Origin of the sequence: Streptomyces sp. NPDC049813, assembly GCF_044465085.1 — a bacterium.
GTDB lineage: Bacteria > Actinomycetota > Actinomycetes > Streptomycetales > Streptomycetaceae > Streptomyces.
Genome location: NZ_JBITLI010000003.1, coordinates 298,341 through 316,887 on the forward strand (window position 1 = coordinate 298,341; position 18,547 = coordinate 316,887).

An 18,547-nucleotide genomic window follows, 5' to 3' on the forward strand; every position below is an offset into this window, starting at 1 on the left:
CCCCACCGGCCGGACAGCCGAAGAACTGCCGATAAGGGGCGCGGGGAACTGCGCGAGCAACCACGACGGCGAGTCAGCCGAAGAGCGGCCTTCGAGGAGCGCGGGGAGCTACCCGACCTGCCACGACGGCGCCGCACCTGACCCGGCGGGCGAACCGCCCAGGACAGAACAGCTAGGCCACAGACCCGATCCTCCGCGCGGCAGCGCTCTCGTGGTGGATCGGCGTATGCGCCCCCGTCAGCGACACCCCGCTCCCGCCCCGCCGGTGCGCCACGATCTCGGAGGCGATGGAGACCGCCACCTCCTCCGGCGTGCGCGCCCCCAGGTCGAGGCCGATCGGGGAGCGCAGGCGGGCCAGTTCCAGTTCGGTGACGCCGACCTCGCGCAGGCGCTCGTTGCGGTCGAGGTGGGTGCGGCGGGAGCCCATCGCGCCGACGTACGCGACCGGCAGGCGCAGCGCGAGCCGGAGCAGCGGGACGTCGAACTTGGCGTCGTGGGTGAGGACGCACAGCACCGTGCGGGCGTCCACCTCGGTCCGCTCCAGGTACCGGTGCGGCCATTCGACGACGATCTCGTCCGCGTCCGGGAAGCGGGCCGCCGTCGCGAAGACGGGGCGCGCGTCGCAGACCGTGACGCGGTAGCCGAGGAAGCGGCCCATCCGCACCAGCGCCGACGCGAAGTCGATCGCGCCGAAGACGATCATCCGGGGCGGCGGGACGGAGGACTCGACGAGCAGCGTGAGCGGTGCTCCGCACCGTGACCCCTGCTCACCGATGTCGAGGGTGCCGGTGCGGCCCGCGTCGAGGAAGGCGCGGGCCTCGCCGGCGACCGTGCGGTCCAGCTCCGGGTGGGCGCCGAAGCCGCCCTGCGCCGAGCCGTCGGCGCGGACCAGCAGGGCCCGCCCCATCAGCGCGGCGGGGCCGGCGACGACCCGGGCGAGCGCCGCCGCCTCCCCCGTGGCCGCGGCGCCGAGCGCGGCCGCCAGGACGCCGCGCAGGGCCTCGTCCGCGGCGCGGACCGGCGTGACGAGGATGTCGATGACGCCGCCGCAGGTGAGCCCCACGGCGAAGGCGTCGTCGTCGCTGTACCCGAAGCGCTCCAGGACGGGTTCGCCGCTCTCGAGCGCCTCGCGGCACAGTTCGTAGACCGCTCCTTCCACGCAGCCGCCGGAGACCGACCCGATCGCGGTGCCCTCGCTGTCGACGGCGAGCGCCGCGCCCGGCTGGCGGGGCGCGCTGCCGCCGACGGCCACCACGGTGGCCACGGCGAAGTCGCGTCCCTGCCCGACCCACCGGTCGAGCTCTTCGGCGATGTCCAGCATGCGTCGGTCTCCTTAGCGGTTACGGGGACGAGAGGGGGCCGCGTCAGTGGACGCCGAGCCAGCTCTCGATCGGGTTGAGGGCGAAGTACACCAGGAAGATCACGGTCAGGCCCCACATGAAGGCCCCGATCTCCCGCGCCTTGCCCTGGGCGATCTTGATGGCGACCCAGGAGATCACGCCCGCGGCGACACCGGTGGTGATGGTGTACGTGAAGGGCATCAGGACCACGGTCAGGAAGACCGGGATCGCGGTGGCGCGGTCGGCCCAGTCGACGTGCCGGGCGTTCATCATCATCATGGCGCCGATGACGACGAGCGCGGCGGACGCGACCTCCTGCGGGACGATCGCGGTGACCGGGGTGAAGAAGAGGCAGGCCGCGAAGAACAGGCCGGTCACGGCGGAGGCGAGGCCGGTGCGGGCGCCTTCGCCGACGCCGGTCGCCGACTCGACGAAGACGGTCTGGCCGGAGCCGCCGGCGACGCCGCCGATCGCGCCGCCCGCGCCGTCGATGAACAGCGCCTTGGACAGGCCCGGCATGCGGCCCTTGTCGTCGGCGAGGTTGGCCTCGGTGCCGACGCCGATGATGGTGGCCATCGCGTCGAAGAAGCCGGCGAGCACGAGCGTGAAGACGATCATGCCGACGGTCATCGCGCCGACCTCGCCCCAGCCGCCGAACTCGACGTGGCCGAAGAGCGAGAAGTCCGGGGTGGAGACGGCGCTGCCGTGCAGTTCGGGGGCGCCGTTGGCCCACTGCTTGGGGTCGATCACGTCGAGCGCGTTGAGGATCATCGCGACGACGGTGCCGGTGATGATGCCGATCAGGATCGCGCCGGGGGTGTTGCGCGCCTGGAGCATGAAGATCAGCAGCAGGGTGCCCGCGAAGAGCAGCACCGGCCAGCCGGCGAGTTCGCCCGCCGGGCCGAGCGAGAGCGGGGTGGCCTTGCCCATGTGCACGAAGCCCGACTTGTAGAGGCCGATCAGCGCGATGAACAGGCCGATGCCCATGGTGATGCCGTGCTTGAGGGCGAGCGGGATCGCGTTCATGATCATCTCGCGCAGCCCGGTGACGACGAGCAGCATGATCACGACGCCGTACATCACGCACATGCCCATGGCCTGCGGCCAGGTCATCTGGGGCGCGACCTGCGAGGAGATCACCCCGGAGACGGAGAGTCCGGCAGCAAGGGCGAGCGGGACCTTGCCGACGAAGCCCATCAGGAGCGTGGTGAACGCGGCGGCGAAGGCGGTCGCGGTGATCAGGGCCTTCTGGCCCAGCGTGTCACCGGCGGCGTCCTTGCCGGACAGGATCAGGGGGTTGAGCAGGAGGATGTACGCCATGGCCATGAAGGTCGTGACGCCACCGCGCACTTCGCGCGCGACGGTGGATCCCCGGACGGATATGTGGAAGTACCGGTCGAGCCAGGATCTGCCGGCGGGCTGGCGCGAACCCGCGCCCGCGTCGTCGGCGGCGGTCCTGGGCTCCACGGACTGCTGGGTCATGGTGCCTCGTTTCCCAAGGTTCAAAGGGGCACCCGCGAACTGCCGTTGCGTGTGCGGGATTTGGGATGGCTGCACGACCCGGGGGACGGCCCGAGACGGACGGCGGTGAAGAGCCGGGGGGACGGCGCCTGGACGGCGTCCCCCCGGGTGGTGCGCAAGCGACGGCTACGCGGAGGCGGCCGTGCCCGTGAGGTGCTCGGGCCGCACGGGCGTACGGTCGAGCGCCAGGCCCGTCGCGTTCCGGATCGCCGCGAGGACGGCCGGGGTCGACGACAGGGTGGGGGCCTCGCCGATGCCGCGCAGCCCGTACGGGGCGTGCTCGTCGGCAAGTTCGAGCACGTCGACCGGGATGGTCGGCGTGTCGAGGATGGTGGGGAGGAGGTAGTCGGTGAAGGAGGGGTTCCTGACCTTCGCCGTCTTCGGGTCGACGACGATCTCCTCCATCACGGCGATCCCCATGCCCTGGATGGTGCCGCCCTGGATCTGGCCGATCACCGAGAGCGGGTTGAGCGCCTTGCCGACGTCCTGGGCGCAGGCCAGTTCGATGACCTTGACCAGGCCGAGTTCGGTGTCAACCTCGACGACGGCGCGGTGCGCGGCGAACGAGTACTGCACGTGTCCGTCGCCCTGGCCGGTGACCAGGTCGAAGGGGACGGTGGGCCGGTGGCGCCACTCCTCCTCCAGCTCCACGGTCTCGTCCTCCAGGACGTCGACCAGGTCGGCGAGGACCTCGCCGCCGTCGGTCACGACCTTGCCGCCTTCGAGCAGCAGCTCGGCCGTGGCCCACGCCGGGTGGTAGGTGCCCATCTTGCGGCGCCCGATCTCCAGGACCTTCTCGCGCACCAGCTCGCAGGCGTTCTTCACGGCGCCGCCGGTCACGTACGTCTGGCGCGACGCGGAGGTCGAGCCGGCCGAGCCCACCTGGGTGTCGGCGGGGGCGATGGTGACCTGGGTGACGCCCAGCTCGGTACGGGCGATCTGGGCGTGGACGGTGATGCCGCCCTGGCCGACCTCCGCCATCGCGGTGTGCACGGTGGCGACGGCCTCGCCGTTGATGACCTCCATGCGCACCTTGGCGGTGGAGTAGTCGTCGAAGCCCTCGGAGAAGCCGACGTTCTTGATGCCGACCGCGTAGCCGACGCCGCGCACGACACCCTCGCCGTGCGTGGTGTTGGAGAGGCCGCCGGGCAGCTGGCGTACGTCGGAGCCCTCGCTGGACTCCCACTGGCGCTCGGGCGGCAGCGGCATCGCCTTGATGCGGCGCAGCAGCTCGGCGACCGGGGCCGGCGAGTCGACCCGCTGCCCGGTCGGCATGAGCGTGCCCTGCTCCATGGCGTTGAGCTGGCGGAATTCGACCCGGTCCATGCCGAGCTTGTCGGCAAGCTTGTCCATCTGCGCCTCGTAGGCGAAGCACGCCTGGACCGCGCCGAAGCCGCGCATGGCGCCGCAGGGCGGGTTGTTCGAGTAGAGCGCGATGGCCTCGATGTCGACGTCGTCGATGACGTACGGGCCGACCGAGAGGGACGAGGCGTTGCCGACGACGGCCGGGGAGGCGGAGGCGTAGGCACCGCCGTCGAGCACGATCCGGCACTTCATGTGCGTGATCTTGCCGTCCTTGGTCGCCCCGTGCTCGTAGTGGAGCTTGGCGGGGTGGCGGTGGACGTGGCCGAAGAACGACTCGAACCGGTTGTAGACGATCTTGACGGGCTTGTCGGTGCGCAGGGCGAGCAGGCAGGCGTGGATCTGCATCGACAGATCCTCGCGGCCGCCGAACGCGCCGCCGACGCCGGAGAGCGTCATCCGCACCTTGTCCTCGGGCAGGCCGAGGACGGGGGCGATCTGCTTGAGGTCCGAGTGCAGCCACTGGGTGGCGACGTACAGGTCGACGCCGCCGTCCTCGGCCGGGACCGCGAGGCCCGACTCGGGGCCGAGGAACGCCTGGTCCTGCATGCCGAAGTAGTAGTCGCCCTCGACGATGACGTCGGCGCGCTTGGCGGCCTCGTCGGCGTCGCCGCGCACGATCGGCTGGCGGTGCACGATGTTGGGGTGCGGGACGTGGCCGATGTGGTGGTCGTCGCGGCCCTCGTGGACGAGGATCGCGTCCGGCGCGGTGGCGGAGGCCTCGTCGGTGATGACCGGCAGCTCCCGGTACTCGACCTTGATCTTGGCGGCGGCGCGGCGCGCGGTCTCCGGGTGGTCCGCGGCGACGAGCGCGACCGGCTCGCCGTGGTGGCGGACCTTGCCGTGGGCGAGGACCGGGGTGTCCTGGATCTCCAGGCCGTAGTTCTTCACGTCGGTCGGCAGGTCCTCGTAGGTGAGGACCGCGTAGACGCCCGGGGTGGCGAGCGCCTCGCCGGTGTCGATGGAGACGATCTCGGCGTGGGCGACCGGGGAGCGCAGGATCTGGCCCCACAGCATGTCCTCGTGCCACATGTCGGAGGAGTACGCGAACTCGCCGGTGACCTTGAGGGTGCCGTCCGGGCGGAGGGTGGACTCGCCGATGCCGCCCTTGGTCGGGGCGCCCTGCGTCACGTTGAAGGGGATGCCTGTGGTGCGGGTGTCAGCCATGGACTCAGACCTCCTCGGACTGGCGCGCGGCGGCGAGCCGGACCGCGTCCATGATCTTCTCGTAGCCCGTGCAGCGGCACAGGTTGCCGGAGAGCGCCTCGCGGATGTCCGCGTCGGACGGGTTCGGGGTGCGCTCCAGCATCTCGTCGGCGGCGACCAGCAGCCCGGGCGTGCAGAAGCCGCACTGGACCGCGCCGGCGTCGATGAACGCCTGCTGGATCGGGGCGAGTTCACTGCCCTCGCCGGTCTGCGAGTCGGTGCCCTCGGCGGCCTGCCAGCCCTGGGCGTCCTGGAGGGTCGTGCCGTGCTCGTGGCCGCCGCAGGCGCGGTTCTTCGCGAAGTCGGCGAGGCCCTCGACGGTGACGACCTCGCGGCCCTCGACCTGACCGGCGGCCACCAGGCACGAACAGACCGGCACGCCGTCGAGCCGGACGGTGCAGGAGCCGCACTCGCCCTGCTCGCAGGCGTTCTTGGAGCCGGGCAGGCCCATCCGCTCGCGCAGGACGTAGAGCAGGGACTCGCCCTCCCAGACGTCGTCGGCTTCCTGCGGACGGCCGTTGACCGTGAAATTGACGCGCATTACGCGACTCCCTCCGTACGGGTGGTGTCGCGGTACGACTCCCAGGCCCAGGTGAGCGTGCGGCGGGCCATGATGCCGACCGCGTGGCGGCGGTAGGAGGCGGTGCCGCGGACATCGTCGATCGGGTTGCAGGCGGCGGAGCACAGGTCCGCGAACTGCTTGGCGACCGACGGGGTGATGATCTTGCCGTTGTCCCAGAAGCCGCCCTCGTCGAGCGCCGCGTTCAGGAACTGCTCGGCCTCCTTGGCGCGGATCGGGGTCGGCGCGGCCGAGCCGATGCCGGTGCGCACGGTGCGGGTCTCGGGGTGGACGGCGAGGCCGAAGGCGCACACGGCGATCACCATGGCGTTGCGGGTGCCGACCTTCGAGTACTGCTGCGGCCCGTCGGCCTTCTTGATGTGCACGGCGCGGATCAGCTCGTCCGGCGCGAGCGCGTTGCGCTTCACGCCGGTGTAGAACTCGTCGATCGGGATGCGCCGGGTGCCGCGTACCGACTCGGCCTCGACCTCGCAGTCGGCGGCGAGCAGCGCCGGGTGGGCGTCGCCGGCCGGGGAGGCGGTGCCGAGGTTGCCGCCGACGCCGCCGCGGTTGCGGATCTGCGGGGAGGCGACGGTGTGCGAGGCGAGCGCCAGGCCCGGCAGCTCGGTGCGGAGGTGCTCCATGATCGCGCTGTACGGGACGGAGGCGCCGAGCCGGACAGTGCCCTCGGGGCCCTCGCCCGCCTCCCACTCGCTCAGCTCGCCGATGCGGTTGAGGTCGAGGAGGTACTCGGGCCGGCGGTGGTCGAAGTTGATCTCGACCATGACATCGGTGCCACCCGCAATCGGCACAGCTGTGGGGTGCTCGGCCTTGGCGGCGAGCGCCTCCTCCCAGCTGGCGGGGCGAAGGAAGTCCATGAGCGGCTCTCTTCTTCGTCGTTCGTGGTTCGTTCGATCGGATCGAGCCACGGATGTGCGGATCGCGGGGGCTCGTTCATGTGCTGTTAACGCGGAGTGGGCTCAGTACACCGCCCGGTGCTCCACCAGGGTCAGTCACGGAAACCATGAAGGAGTTGGCTGACCAACACGGGTGTCTTGTAGATTCGTATGAACGGAGAACATCAGTAACCTCTTCGTTTTCCTGCTGACACCCAGGAAACAGTTCGAGACAGATCGGCGGCGACGACGACATGCGGCTGCGCGCATTGCTGGACACGGACGCGCTGGGCCTCAGGCTCCTCGGCGGCGAGGACGAGCTGGACCGCACCGTCCGTGGCGTGATGACCACGGACCTGCGGGACCCCAGCCGGTACCTGTCCGGGGGCGAGCTGGTCCTCACGGGCCTCGCCTGGCGCCGGGACGCCGCCGACTCCGAGCCGTTCGTGCGCATCCTGTCCGGGGCGGGCGTGGCGGGCCTCGCGGCCGGCGAGGCCGAGCTGGGGGCGATCCCCGAGGACCTGGTGGAGGCCTGCGCCCGGCACCGGCTGCCGCTCTTCGCGGTGAACGAGTCGGTGGCCTTCGCGACGATCACCGAGCACGTGGTGCGCCAGGTCTCGGGCGAGCGGGCCGGCGACCTGGCGGCGGTCGTCGACCGGCACCGGCGCCTGATGACGTCCGGCCCGGCCGGCGGCGGCCCCGACGTCGTGCTCGACCTGCTCGGCAGCGACCTCGACCTGCGGGCCTGGGTGCTCTCCCCGGCCGGCCGCGCCATCGCGGGCTCCACCGCGAGCGGCCCCGACCTGCCCGCCGCGGTCTGCGCGCGGCTCGCCGCCGAGCACCTGGCGGCGGCCCGGGCCGGGCGCCGGGCGCCGCACCGGGTGACGATCGACGCCACGACGTACTCGGTGTTCCCGATCGGCTCGGGCGGCCGCAACGCGGTGCTCGCCTCCCGGGACGTGCGCGAGAGCGTCCTGTCGGACTGGCTGCTGGCCGTCGAGGCGGACGCGAGCGACTGGCCCGAGGAGCGGCTCGACCTGCTCCAGGGCGTGACCCAGCTGATCTCGGTGGAGCGGGACCGCCGCGACGCGGCCCGCACGGTGCGCCGCCGGCTCGCCCAGGAGGTCCTGGAGCTGGTCCAGACGGGCGCCGCGCCCGCCGAGATCGCCGCCCGGCTGCGCGTGACGGCCCCGGTGCTGCTGCCGGGCCTGGGCGCGGCCCCGCACTGGCAGGTCGTGGTGGCCCGCGTCGAGTGGGAGGGCGGCGAGATCGAGGGCGGCCCGGTGGCGCAGTCGCTCCTGGAGGAGATCCTGGTCGACCCGCTCTCCTCGGGCGCCGAGCCGTCCGACCGGATCGCCGTGGCGCACACCGGTGACGAGGCCGTCGCGCTGGTCCCGCTGCCCGCGGTCGCCGCCGAGCACGACGGGTCGGAGCAGGGCCTCATCGCGGACTCGCTGCTCGCCGCCGTACGGGACCCGCTGGCCGCGGGGCTCGCCGACGACGGGCGCCTGACGATCGGCGTGAGCGCCGCCGTGCACTCGGCGGAGGGGCTGCGCGGCGCCCTGGAGGAGGCCCGGCACGCCCGCCGCGTCGCCGCCGCCCGCACCGGCCGGGTCTGCGCCGCCGGCCACCAGGAGCTGGCCTCGCACGTGCTGCTGCTGCCGTTCGTCCCGGACGACGTGCGCCGCGCGTTCACCGCACGGCTCCTGGACCCGCTGCGCGAGTACGACCGCAAGCACCGCGCGGAGCTGATCCCGACCCTGGAGGCGTTCCTCGACTGCGACGGCTCCTGGACCCGCTGCGCGGCCCGGCTCCACCTGCACGTCAACACCCTGCGCTACCGCGTCGGGCGGATCGAGCAGCTGACCAACCGTGACCTCGCGCGCCTGGAGGACAAGTTGGACTTCTTCCTGGCCCTGCGCATGAGCTGACGCTCCGGCGGCGGCGGTCCCGGGCCGCCGCCCCCCGCCCTTTGTGAAATTTTTCACCCATCCCCTTGGCCGGGTGCCGCGATCCGTGCTGAGATGCCCCACGACAACTCGGCTCGATGGCGTGCTCGGGGAGGGCAACGTGGCGCATACCGCCATGTCTGGTACGGGAACGAACGCAGGGGACGATCCACTCCAGACCGCGGTATGGCGGCTGCGCTCGCGCGGCTGCTGGGCCGACGCGGCCGCACTGCTCGACCCGCATGCGCCGACCAGTCCCGCGGCCGCGCTCCAGCGCGCGGCGCTGCTCGGCGAGCGATGCCTCTACACGGAGCAGGGCTGGGCCGAGGCGGAGGACGCGCTGCGCGCCGCGGAGGCCGTCGCCCACACCGACGGCGAGCGCGGCGCGGCGGCCTGCGAGCGCGGTCAGCTCGCTTATGCCTCTACGTTGTTGAGGGTGCGGGACCGGGTCGACGAGGCCCGTTCCGCGTTCGGCCGGGCGGCGGCGCTCATCGCGCCCGGGGCGGCGGCCCGGGCCCTGCTCGACTTCCGCCGCGGTCTGATGGCGGAAAACCTCGCCGATTCGCCGCAGGCGGCGCGGGCCGCGTACCGCAGGGCGCATGCCGGGGCGACGGCGCACGGCGATCCGCTGCTGCTCTCCTTCACCTGGCGGCAGCTGGCCGGACTCGCGCTGCGCGACGGGGAGTTGACGGAGGCGCGGCACGGGTTCGCGGAGTCGCTGCGGCTGCGGGAGGAGCTGGGGTTCCTGGTGGGGACGGCTCCGGCGCTGGTGTCCCTGGCGGAGGCGGAGGCCGAGCCGGAGGTGTCCGCGCGGTTGCTCTCCGAGGCGGGGCGGTTGTTCCGGTTGCTCGGGGGTGTGCCGACGTGGCTGGCGGGGGCGTTGCCTGCGGCCGCTTGAGGGGGCCCGGCGCGCTTGCCGTGGGGCTGCTCGATCTGGCGCCCTGCGACCGTGCGCGGCTCACGGGGCTCCGCCCCGGACCCCGCTCCTCAAACGCCGGAGGGGCTGGACGTGTCAGCCGAAATGCTGGTGGATCGCCGCGTTCACCGCTGTGACGTCCTGCGCCTCCAGCGCGTCCAGCAGCGCCACGTGCTGCGCCGCGTCCGCGCGCAGGTCGCAGCCCGACCAGACGATCCGGCGCCGCAGGTCGTCGGCGACGCGCACCAGTTGGTCGTTGCCCGCCAGGGAGAGCAGGGCCCGGTGGAAGGCACGGTCGGCCTCCGCGTACCGCGGGAGGTCGCCGCGGGCCGCGGCGGCGACGGTCTCCTGGGCGGCGGGCCGCAGCGCCGCCCAGCGGTTCGCGGGCAGGGTGCGGGCGAGGCGCAGCACGATCGGGGTCTCGACGAGGCCGCGCACCTCGGCCAGCTCGGCCCGCTCCCGGGCGGTCCGCAGGGCGACCCGGAAGCCCCGGTTCGGCACCACCTCGACGGCGCCCTCGCGGGCCAGCTGCTGCATCGCCTCGCGCACGGGCGTCGCCGAGACGCCGAACCGCTCGCCGAGGGCGGGCGCCGAGTAGACCTCGCCGGGCACGAGGTCGCCGGAGACCAGCGCGGCGCGCAGCGCGTCGAGGACCTGCCCGCGCACCGAACTGCGCTCGACCTTCCCGCGCCCCGCGAGTCGCGGCGCGGGCGGCTCGCTGTGGGTGTGCTCACCGCGCCCCCGCCCGGCCGGCTGCGCCGGGGGCCACGCGGAGGCGGACCGCTGCTCGGGGACCCCGAAGGCCGCCGAACCACCTGCCGGACGCGGTCCGGCCTGCTCTCCGGCCTGCTTCACCCGGTCATCCCCTTCACTGCCGTTCCCGGCCGATTACCTGCCGTTTGTACCGGACTCAACCGAGAACGATAGGCGCCCGGGGTGACAGTTCAAACCCCGCGCCCGTCGGGTAAGGTAAGGCTTACCTGCAAACGCTCGTGATTCGGTGGTCACTGCATGCCCCTCGTCACCACGGCGCCCGCCGCGGCCCAGAGCGCGGTCTCGGCCGCCTACGCGCGCCTCACCGAGGTGTTCCCGAGTCTGCACATCGACGAGTTCGGTCCGGACCGGGCGCTGCCCGAGGAGGCCGGGTGGGTCGGGGCCCGGCAGCTCGCCGAGGGCGGGCCCGCGCTCGACGCCTTCCTGGCCTGGGACAACGCGCAGGTCCTCAAGGACTACGGCCGGCAGGCCCGGCCCGACGTCGTCGCCAGCTTCGGTCTGCACCGCTACGCGTGGCCGGCCTGCCTGCTCATCACGGTCCCCTGGTTCCTGCACCGCCGGGTGCCCCGCTTCCCCGCCGCGCACGTCTCGCTCCAGCGGGCACTGGGCCGGATGGCGGTACGCGTCACCGATTTCGCGTGTCTGCCCGGCGACCCGGCGGCGGCCCTGCCCGGCGCGCACGTCGTGCCGGACGAGGAGGCGCTGCGGGCCGAGCTGCGCGCGGCCGTCGCCGAGCACCTGGAGCCGGTCCTGCGCGGCTTCGGACCCCGGATGCGGCGGGGCCCGCGCGCCCTGTGGGGCATGGCCACGGACGAGATCGTCGAGGGCCTCTGGTACATCGGCCACCTGCTCGGCGAGGAGCGGCGCGCGATGGCCGAGCTGGAGGAGCTGCTGCCCGGCACCACGAAGCCGTACGTCGGCAAGGCCGCCTTCCGCGAGCTGACGGGCCCCGACGGGGAGCCGCTGCCGACCCGGGACCGCGCGAGCTGCTGCCTCTTCTACACGCTGCGCCCGGAGGACACCTGCGTGACCTGCCCGCGCACCTGCGACGCGGACCGCATCGCCCGCCTCTCGGCCACCGCCACGGCCTGAACACCCCCGCACCCGGCCGAACCACCCGTCCGGGTGACGTAAATCGAACCCGATTTCCCTTTGCCTGGCGGGAGTTCGAGCGTACGACCGCTTTGCGCGCCCCCTCGCACTCCGATGGCGTGCTCTTGTCCCGAAACCCCCCTGCGGGCCCGGGCGGCTGGTCCACTATGGCGCCCGACGCCCTATCGCTAGGCAAGGGACCCCCTGATGAGACTGACCGACATATCGCTGGACTGGCTGCTTCCGGGCGCCGTGCTGCTCCTGGGCATGCTGGCGGCGGTGGCGGTGCTCGCGCGCGGCAAGCGCACCGGGGACGCCGGGAAGAAGGGCGCGTCGTCGTCCGACGAGTCGTGGGAGCGCAGCGAGGAGCGCCGCAGGCGCAAGGAGGCCGTCTACGGCTCCGCCTCGTACGTGCTGCTGTTCTGCTGCGCCGCGGTCGCCGCCGCCCTCTCCTTCCACGGCCTGGTCGGCTTCGGCCGGCAGAACCTGAACCTCTCCGGGGGCTGGGAGTACCTCGTCCCGTTCGGCCTCGACGGCGCCGCGATGTTCTGCTCGGTGCTCGCCGTGCGCGAGGCCAGCCACGGCGACGCCGCACTCGGCTCGCGCATACTCGTGTGGACCTTCGCGGGCGCCGCCGCCTGGTTCAACTGGGTGCACGCGCCGCGCGGGCTCGACCACGCGGGCGCCCCGCACTTCTTCGCGGGGATGTCGCTGTCGGCGGCGGTCCTCTTCGACCGCGCCCTGAAGCAGACGCGCCGAGCGGCGCTGCGCGAACAGGGCCTGGTGCCGCGGCCGTTGCCGCAGATCCGGATGGTGCGGTGGCTGCGCGCGCCGCGGGAGACGTTCAGCGCCTGGTCGCTGATGCTCCTGGAAGGCGTACGGACGCTGGACGAGGCCGTCGACGAGGTGCGTGAGGACAAGCGGCTCAAGACGCAGGACCGGATGCGGCGGCGCGAGCACGGGAAGCTGGAGCGGGCGCAGTTGCGAGCGCTCAGCCGCGGGCACCGCTCGTTCTCCGGGCGCGGCGGACGCCAGGTGGAGGTGCCGGCCGTGACGGGCTCGGCGGGCTCCGCGCAAGGCGGCGCGGAGCCTGCCATATCGCCCGGGACGACGCCTACGGAACTCTCGCAGGACCAGCTTCCGCTGCGCGCCCGGCCCTCGCTCCAGGCCGTCCGGAGTGGGACTGACGCGCCGTCGCCGCCCGCCCCCGTCGATCTGACGGCGGAGGACGACACCCAGGCGCTGCCCCGGCTCGACACGCTGGAGCGCAAGCTCAAGGACCTGGAACAGCAGTTCGGCTGAGGCCCGGCCGGGCGGACGAGCTGGACAGCGGCGCCGCGTGACACCGCGTCACGCGGCGCCGCTGTCCAGTTCGAACCACACCACCTTCCCGCTCCGGCCGGCGCCGGCCACCGCGACGCCCCAGGCGTCCGCGAGGGACTGCACCAGGAGCAGGCCCCTGCCGTTCGTACCGTCGTCGGCGATCGGTACGCGCAGGGTCGGTTGCCGCTCCGCGCCGTCCCGGACCTCGACCCGCAGGCCGTGGGGGCCGAGCGTCGCCGTGAGTTCGGCGTCGCGGTCCGTGTGGACCAGGGCGTTGGTGACGAGCTCGCTCATCAGCAGCTCGGCCGTCTCCGACTTCCCCGGGCCGCCCCAGTGGCGCAGCAGTTCCCGCAGGGCCCGCCGGGTCTCCGGTACGGCCCGCAGGTCCGCCCGGCCCAGCAGCCGGGTGAACTGCCCGGTCGCCGCCGTGCCCGCCGCCGTCTCGCTCCGTCTGTCGTCCGCGCCGTCTCCGTCGTCCGCACGCTGTCTCATGGGGAGCCCGGCCTCCGCCGGTCCGCCCCCTGGTACCTGCCGTCCCATGACCCCCGCCCACACGCCGATCCCGATGCCTCTCTCGCTCTGGACTCGTGCTGCCCGGCCTGTCCGTCGAACGCGTACACGGGGATGCATGCCCAGTGGGCATGTCGGCACTCTTGTTTATTCGTCCGCCACCCACGGGTGTCCAGCTCCCGCGCGGGGAAGGAAGCGTGGGATTCCCGCAGGACGAGGAGCGAACAAGGAGCCGCCGTGCACGACGACCGACACCTCGTGGAGAGCCGACTCGACCGGGCGATGCGCCAGTTCGTCCGGCCCGCGCAGTACGCGGAGCGGACGCCGCTCTCGCTGAGCGTCTGGCACGCGCCGGGCGAGCCGGTGCCCGTGGCCGAGGCGCTGGCAGGGACGTACGAACCCTTCGAGACCGGCACCGCGTGGGGAAAGCCCTGGTCGACCAGTTGGTTCCGGCTCACGGGGCAGGTGCCGCAGGAGTGGGCGGGGCGGCACGTGGAGGTGGTGGTCGACCCCGGGTTCTCCGGTGACGGGCCCGGTTTCCAGGCGGAGGGGCTGCTGTACGACGCGGCCGGCATCCCGCTGAAGGGCATCCATCCCCGCAACCGGCACCTGACCGTCGCGGCGCCCGCCGCCGGAGGGGAACCGGTTCAGCTGCTGCTGGAGGCGGCGGCCAACCCGGCGGTGCTGCGTGACTTCGAACCCACCACGCTCGGTGACGTGCTGACCGCAGGGGATCGCCCCATCTACCGATTCCGCTCTGCCGACCTGGCCGTACTCGACGAGGACGTCTGGCACCTGGTGCTCGACGTCGAGGTGCTCGCGGAGCTGATGGCGGAGCTGGACCCGGAGCGGGCCGCGCGCCACGACATCCTGCGGGCGCTGGAGCGGATGCTGGACGCGCTGGACCTGCACGACGTGGCGGGCACGGCCGCCGCGGCCCGCGCCGAACTCGCCGACGTCCTCGCCCGCCCGGCCCACACCAGCGCGCACCGGATCTCGGCGGCCGGGCACGCGCACATCGACTCGGCGTGGCTGTGGCCGCTGCGCGAGACGGTCCGCAAGGCGTCGCGCACCTTCGCCAACGTCACGGCGCTCGCCCGGGACTACCCGGAGCTGGTCTTCGCGTGCTCGCAGGCCCAGCAGTACGCGTGGGTGAAGGAGCACCAGCCGCACATCTGGGACCGCATCAAGAAGGCGGTCGCGGACGGCAACTGGGCGCCGGTCGGCTCGATGTGGGTGGAGTCGGACGCGAACATGCCGGGCGGTGAGGCGCTGGCGCGGCAACTGGTGCACGGCAAACGGTTCTTCCGGGACGAGCTGGGCGTGGAGACGGAGGAGATCTGGCTGCCCGACTCCTTCGGATACACCGCCGCCTTCCCGCAGCTGGCGAAGCTGGCGGGCGCCCGCTGGTTCCTGACGCAGAAGCTCAGCTGGAACCAGACCAACAAGATGCCGCACCACACCTTCTGGTGGGAGGGGATCGACGGCACCCGCGTCTTCACGCACTTCCCGCCGGTGGACACCTACAACGCGCAGTTCCACGCCCGCGAACTGGCCCACGCCGAGCGGAACTTCGCCGAGAAGGGCGGCGCCTCGCGCTCCCTCGTCCCCTTCGGCTGGGGCGACGGCGGCGGCGGTCCGACGCGGGAGATGCTGGAGAAGGCGCGCCGGCTGCGCTCCCTGGAGGGCTCGCCGCGCGTGGAGATCGAGAAGCCGTCGGCGTTCTTCCGGGCCGCGTACGAGGAGTACGGCGCGAAGGCGCCCGTCTGGTCCGGCGAGCTCTACCTGGAGATGCACCGCGCGACGTACACCACGCAGGCCAAGACGAAGCAGGGCAACCGGCGCTCCGAACACGCTCTGCGCGAGGCCGAGTTGTGGTGCACGACAGCCGCCCTGCACGACCCGTCGTACGCCTACCCCCACGACGCCCTCGACCGCCTGTGGAAGACGGTCCTGCTCCACCAGTTCCACGACATCCTGCCCGGCTCGTCGATCGCCTGGGTGCACCGGGAGGCCCGCGACACGTACGCCCGCGTGCTCGCCGAGCTGGACGGGATCACCGCCGACGCGGTGCGCCGCCTCGGCTCCGGCGAGCCGACGGTGCTGAACTCCTCGCCGTACCCGCGCAGCGAGGTCGTCGCTCACGACGGCGAGTTCGTCCACGTGAGCGTCGACGCCCTCGGGACCCGCGGTCTCGCCGACGCCGCCGCCGGCCGGCTGCCGGGCCCCGGCGCGCACGCCGCGGCCACCCGCGAGGCGGACGCCATCGTGCTCGCCAACGAGCATCTGACCGTCACCGTCGACGGGGACGGGCTGCTCAGCTCCGTACGGGACCTGGGCGACGGCGGCCGGGAGGTGCTGGCCCCGGGGACCCGCGGCAACCTGCTGCAACTCCACCCCGACCACCCCACCCAGTACGACGCCTGGGACCTGGACGCGCACTACCGTCACACCCGCACCGACCTCACGGACGCCGAGTCGGTGGAGCTGGTCGAGGACGGGCCGCTGCGGGTCGCCGTCCGCGTCACCCGCGCCTTCGGCGCCTCCCGCGTGACACAGGAGTACCGGCTCGCCGCGGGCAGCCGCCGCCTCGACGTCGTCACCGACATCGACTGGCAGGAGTCCGAGAAGGTGCTGAAGGCGGCGTTCCCGCTGGACGTGCACGCCGAGCGGTCGGCGGCCGAGATCCAGTTCGGGCACGTGCACCGGCCGACGCACGCCAACACCGGCTGGGACGCGGCCCGTTACGAGATCTGCGCACACCGCTGGCTGCGGGTGGCCGAGGAGTCGTACGGCGTCGCCCTGCTCAACGACTCGACGTACGGCCACGACGTGACGCGCACCCCGCACGAGGCGGGGCTCGGCACCACGGTCCGCCTCACGCTGCTGCGCGCCCCGCACAGCCCGGACCCGGAGACGGACCTCGGCACGCACCGCTTCACGTACGCACTGCTGCCGGGGGCCACGACGGGCGACGCGGTGGCCGGGGGGCTCGCGCTGAACCTGCCGCTGCGGGTCGCGGCGGCGGGCACCGTGCCGCCGCTGGTCACGGTGGACGATCCCGCGGTGACGGTCGAGTCGGTGAAGCTCGCGGAGGACCGCAGCGGGGACGTGGTGGTGCGGCTCTACGAGTCGCGGGGCGGGCGCGCGACGGCGACGCTCACCGCGTCGTTCCCGGTCGCGGGCGCCGACGAGACGGATCTGCTGGAGCGGCCGCTGCGGCCCGCGGACACCTCGGCCGCGGGGCTCGCCCTGTCCCTGCGCCCGTTCCAGATCCTGACGCTGCGGCTGCGCCCGGTGTGATCCGCGGGGCCGCCGCCCGGCCGGGCCGGGCGGCGGCCCGCCCGTCAGGGGCGCGGCACGTTGCGCAGGTTGGAGCGGGCCATCTGGACCATGCGGCCCACGCCGCCGTCGAGCACGATCTTCGACGCGGAGAGCGCGAAGCCGGTCACCATGTCGGCGCTGATCTTCGGCGGGATGGACAGGGCGTTCGGGTCGGTGACGATGTCGATGAGGGCGGGCCCCTTGTGCCGGAAGGCGTCCTTGAGGGCGCCGGCGAGCTGCTTGGGCTTCTCGACGCGGACCCCGTAGGCGCCCGCGGCCCGGGCGACGGCGGCGAAGTCGGGGTTCTTGTTCGTGGTCCCGTACGAGGGCAGCCCGCCGACCAGCATCTCCAGCTCGACCATGCCGAGGGCGGAGTTGTTGAACAGTACGACCTTCACCGGCAGGTCGTACTGGACCAGGGTGAGGAAGTCGCCCATCAGCATCGAGAAGCCGCCGTCGCCCGACATGGAGACGACCTGGCGGCCGCGGTCGACGAACTGGGCGCCGATCGCCATCGGCAGCGCGTTCGCCATGGAGCCGTGGGAGAAGGAACCGATGACGCGGCGCCGCCCGTTGGGTGAGATGTAGCGCGCCGCCCACACGTTGCACATGCCGGTGTCGACGGTGAAGACGGCGTCCTCGGCGGCGAGGTCGTCGAGGACGGAGGCGACGTACTCGGGGTGGATCGGGACGTGCTTGTCGACCTTGCGCGTGTACGCCTTGACGACGCCTTCGAGGGCGTCGGCGTGCTTCTTCAGCATCTTGTCGAGGAAGCGCCGGTTCGTCTTCGCCTTCACCCGCGGGGTCAGGCAGCGCAGCGTCTCGCGGACGTCGCCCCACACCGCGAGGTCCAGCTTCGAGCGGCGGCCCAGGTGTTCGGGGCGGACGTCGACCTGGACGATCTTCACGTCCTTCTGCGGCAGGAACGCGTTGTACGGGAAGTCGGTGCCGAGCAGGATCAGCAGGTCGCACTCGTGGGTGGCCTCGTACGCGGCGCCGTAGCCGAGCAGGCCGCTCATGCCGACGTCGAAGGGGTTGTCGTACTGGATCCACTCCTTGCCGCGCAGCGCGTGCCCGACCGGTGACTTGATCCGCTCGGCCAGCTCCATCACCTCGGCGTGCGCCTCGGCGGTGCCGCTGCCGCAGAACAGGGTGACCTTGCCGGCCTTGTCGATCAGCTCGACCAGCTTGTCGATCTCGGCCTCGCCGGGGCGGATGCCGGGCCGCGACGTGACGAGGGCGGTCTCGACGGCCTGGTCTGGGGCCTGCTGGTCGGCGATGTCGCCGGGGAGCGTGACGACGCTGACGCCGGAGCGGCCCACCGCGTTCTGGATGGCGGTCTGCAGGACACGCGGCATCTGCTGGGGCGTGGAGATCATCTCGCAGTAGTGCGAGCACTCCTGGAAGAGCCGGTCGGGGTGGGTCTCCTGGAAGAAGCCGAGCCCGATCTCGCTGGAGGGGATGTGGGAGGCGAGGGCGAGGACCGGGGCCATCGAACGGTGGGCGTCGTAGAGGCCGTTGATCAGGTGCAGGTTGCCGGGGCCGCAGGAGCCGGCGCAGGCGGTCAACTGCCCGGTGATCTGCGCCTCGGCGCCCGCGGCGAAGGCGGCGGTCTCCTCGTGGCGGACGTGCACCCAGTCGATGGAGCTGTTGCGGCGGATCGCGTCGACGACGGGGTTCAGGCTGTCGCCGACGACGCCGTACATACGCTGCACGCCCGCGCGGACGAGGATGTCGACGAACTGCTCGGCGACGTTCTGCTTGGCCATGGTCAC

General features: G+C 72.8%; 13 protein-coding genes. 5 read left to right on the forward strand and 8 right to left on the reverse strand.

Annotation, left to right across the window (positions count from 1 at the left end; all coding sequences use genetic code 11):
- Window positions 1-172: 172 nt before the first annotated feature.
- The 5 genes from ACIBW6_RS08830 to ACIBW6_RS08850 all read right to left on the reverse strand — a co-directional run bounded on the left by ACIBW6_RS08830 (window position 173) and on the right by ACIBW6_RS08850 (window position 6,866).
- On the reverse strand, window positions 173-1,321 hold the full coding sequence (locus ACIBW6_RS08830; protein WP_399058212.1) for an XdhC family protein: 1,149 nt from the start codon (window positions 1,319-1,321) through the stop codon (window positions 173-175).
- Window positions 1,322-1,364: 43 nt separating this feature from the next.
- Window positions 1,365-2,822, reverse strand: coding sequence for an NCS2 family permease (locus ACIBW6_RS08835; RefSeq protein WP_399058214.1), 1,458 nt, complete (start codon window positions 2,820-2,822; stop codon window positions 1,365-1,367).
- A 165-nt stretch (window positions 2,823-2,987) separates the two neighbouring features.
- Entirely contained in the window at window positions 2,988-5,390 is a 2,403-nt protein-coding gene (locus ACIBW6_RS08840) for a xanthine dehydrogenase family protein molybdopterin-binding subunit (RefSeq protein ID WP_399058216.1), read from the reverse strand.
- 4 nt (window positions 5,391-5,394) lie between these two features.
- Window positions 5,395-5,970 (reverse strand): (2Fe-2S)-binding protein, encoded by a 576-nt coding sequence (locus tag ACIBW6_RS08845; protein ID WP_399058218.1) that lies wholly within the window; start codon window positions 5,968-5,970, stop codon window positions 5,395-5,397.
- Window positions 5,970-6,866 (reverse strand): FAD binding domain-containing protein, encoded by an 897-nt coding sequence (locus ACIBW6_RS08850; protein ID WP_399058220.1) that lies wholly within the window; start codon window positions 6,864-6,866, stop codon window positions 5,970-5,972. Before ACIBW6_RS08850 ends, ACIBW6_RS08845 begins: the two co-directional genes overlap by 1 nt.
- A 272-nt stretch (window positions 6,867-7,138) precedes the next feature.
- Here ACIBW6_RS08850 and ACIBW6_RS08855 point away from each other — a divergent pair, with 272 nt between their 5' ends.
- Both ACIBW6_RS08855 and ACIBW6_RS08860 read left to right on the forward strand, forming a co-directional pair.
- Window positions 7,139-8,815: a PucR family transcriptional regulator gene (locus ACIBW6_RS08855; RefSeq protein WP_399058222.1), complete on the forward strand. Its 1,677-nt coding sequence runs from the start codon at window positions 7,139-7,141 to the stop codon at window positions 8,813-8,815.
- 139 nt (window positions 8,816-8,954) lie between these two features.
- On the forward strand, window positions 8,955-9,731 hold the full coding sequence (locus ACIBW6_RS08860; protein ID WP_399058224.1) for a hypothetical protein: 777 nt from the start codon (window positions 8,955-8,957) through the stop codon (window positions 9,729-9,731).
- A gap of 114 nt (window positions 9,732-9,845) precedes the next feature.
- Here ACIBW6_RS08860 and ACIBW6_RS08865 read toward each other — a convergent pair whose 3' ends face one another.
- The gene (locus ACIBW6_RS08865; protein WP_399058226.1) at window positions 9,846-10,604 is read right to left on the reverse strand and encodes a GntR family transcriptional regulator; all 759 of its coding nucleotides are present in this window, start codon (window positions 10,602-10,604) and stop codon (window positions 9,846-9,848) included.
- 156 nt (window positions 10,605-10,760) lie between these two features.
- On the opposite strand from ACIBW6_RS08865, the gene ACIBW6_RS08870 reads away from it, so the two are divergent.
- Both ACIBW6_RS08870 and ACIBW6_RS08875 read left to right on the forward strand, forming a co-directional pair.
- On the forward strand, window positions 10,761-11,615 hold the full coding sequence (locus ACIBW6_RS08870; RefSeq protein WP_399058228.1) for a (2Fe-2S)-binding protein: 855 nt from the start codon (window positions 10,761-10,763) through the stop codon (window positions 11,613-11,615).
- Window positions 11,616-11,822: 207 nt separating this feature from the next.
- The gene (locus ACIBW6_RS08875) at window positions 11,823-12,917 is read left to right on the forward strand and encodes a DUF2637 domain-containing protein (RefSeq protein WP_399058230.1); all 1,095 of its coding nucleotides are present in this window, start codon (window positions 11,823-11,825) and stop codon (window positions 12,915-12,917) included.
- 48 nt (window positions 12,918-12,965) lie between these two features.
- Here the strand turns inward: ACIBW6_RS08875 and ACIBW6_RS08880 are convergent, their stop codons facing one another.
- Window positions 12,966-13,430, reverse strand: a complete 465-nt coding sequence (locus ACIBW6_RS08880; RefSeq protein ID WP_399058231.1) for an ATP-binding protein — start codon at window positions 13,428-13,430, stop codon at window positions 12,966-12,968.
- A gap of 255 nt (window positions 13,431-13,685) precedes the next feature.
- On the opposite strand from ACIBW6_RS08880, the gene ACIBW6_RS08885 reads away from it, so the two are divergent.
- Complete coding sequence (locus ACIBW6_RS08885; RefSeq protein ID WP_399058233.1) at window positions 13,686-16,751, forward strand: alpha-mannosidase; 3,066 nt, start codon at window positions 13,686-13,688, stop codon at window positions 16,749-16,751.
- Window positions 16,752-16,795: 44 nt separating this feature from the next.
- Here ACIBW6_RS08885 and ACIBW6_RS08890 read toward each other — a convergent pair whose 3' ends face one another.
- Window positions 16,796-18,541, reverse strand: coding sequence for a pyruvate dehydrogenase (locus tag ACIBW6_RS08890; RefSeq protein ID WP_399058235.1), 1,746 nt, complete (start codon window positions 18,539-18,541; stop codon window positions 16,796-16,798).
- Window positions 18,542-18,547: the final 6 nt, after the last annotated feature.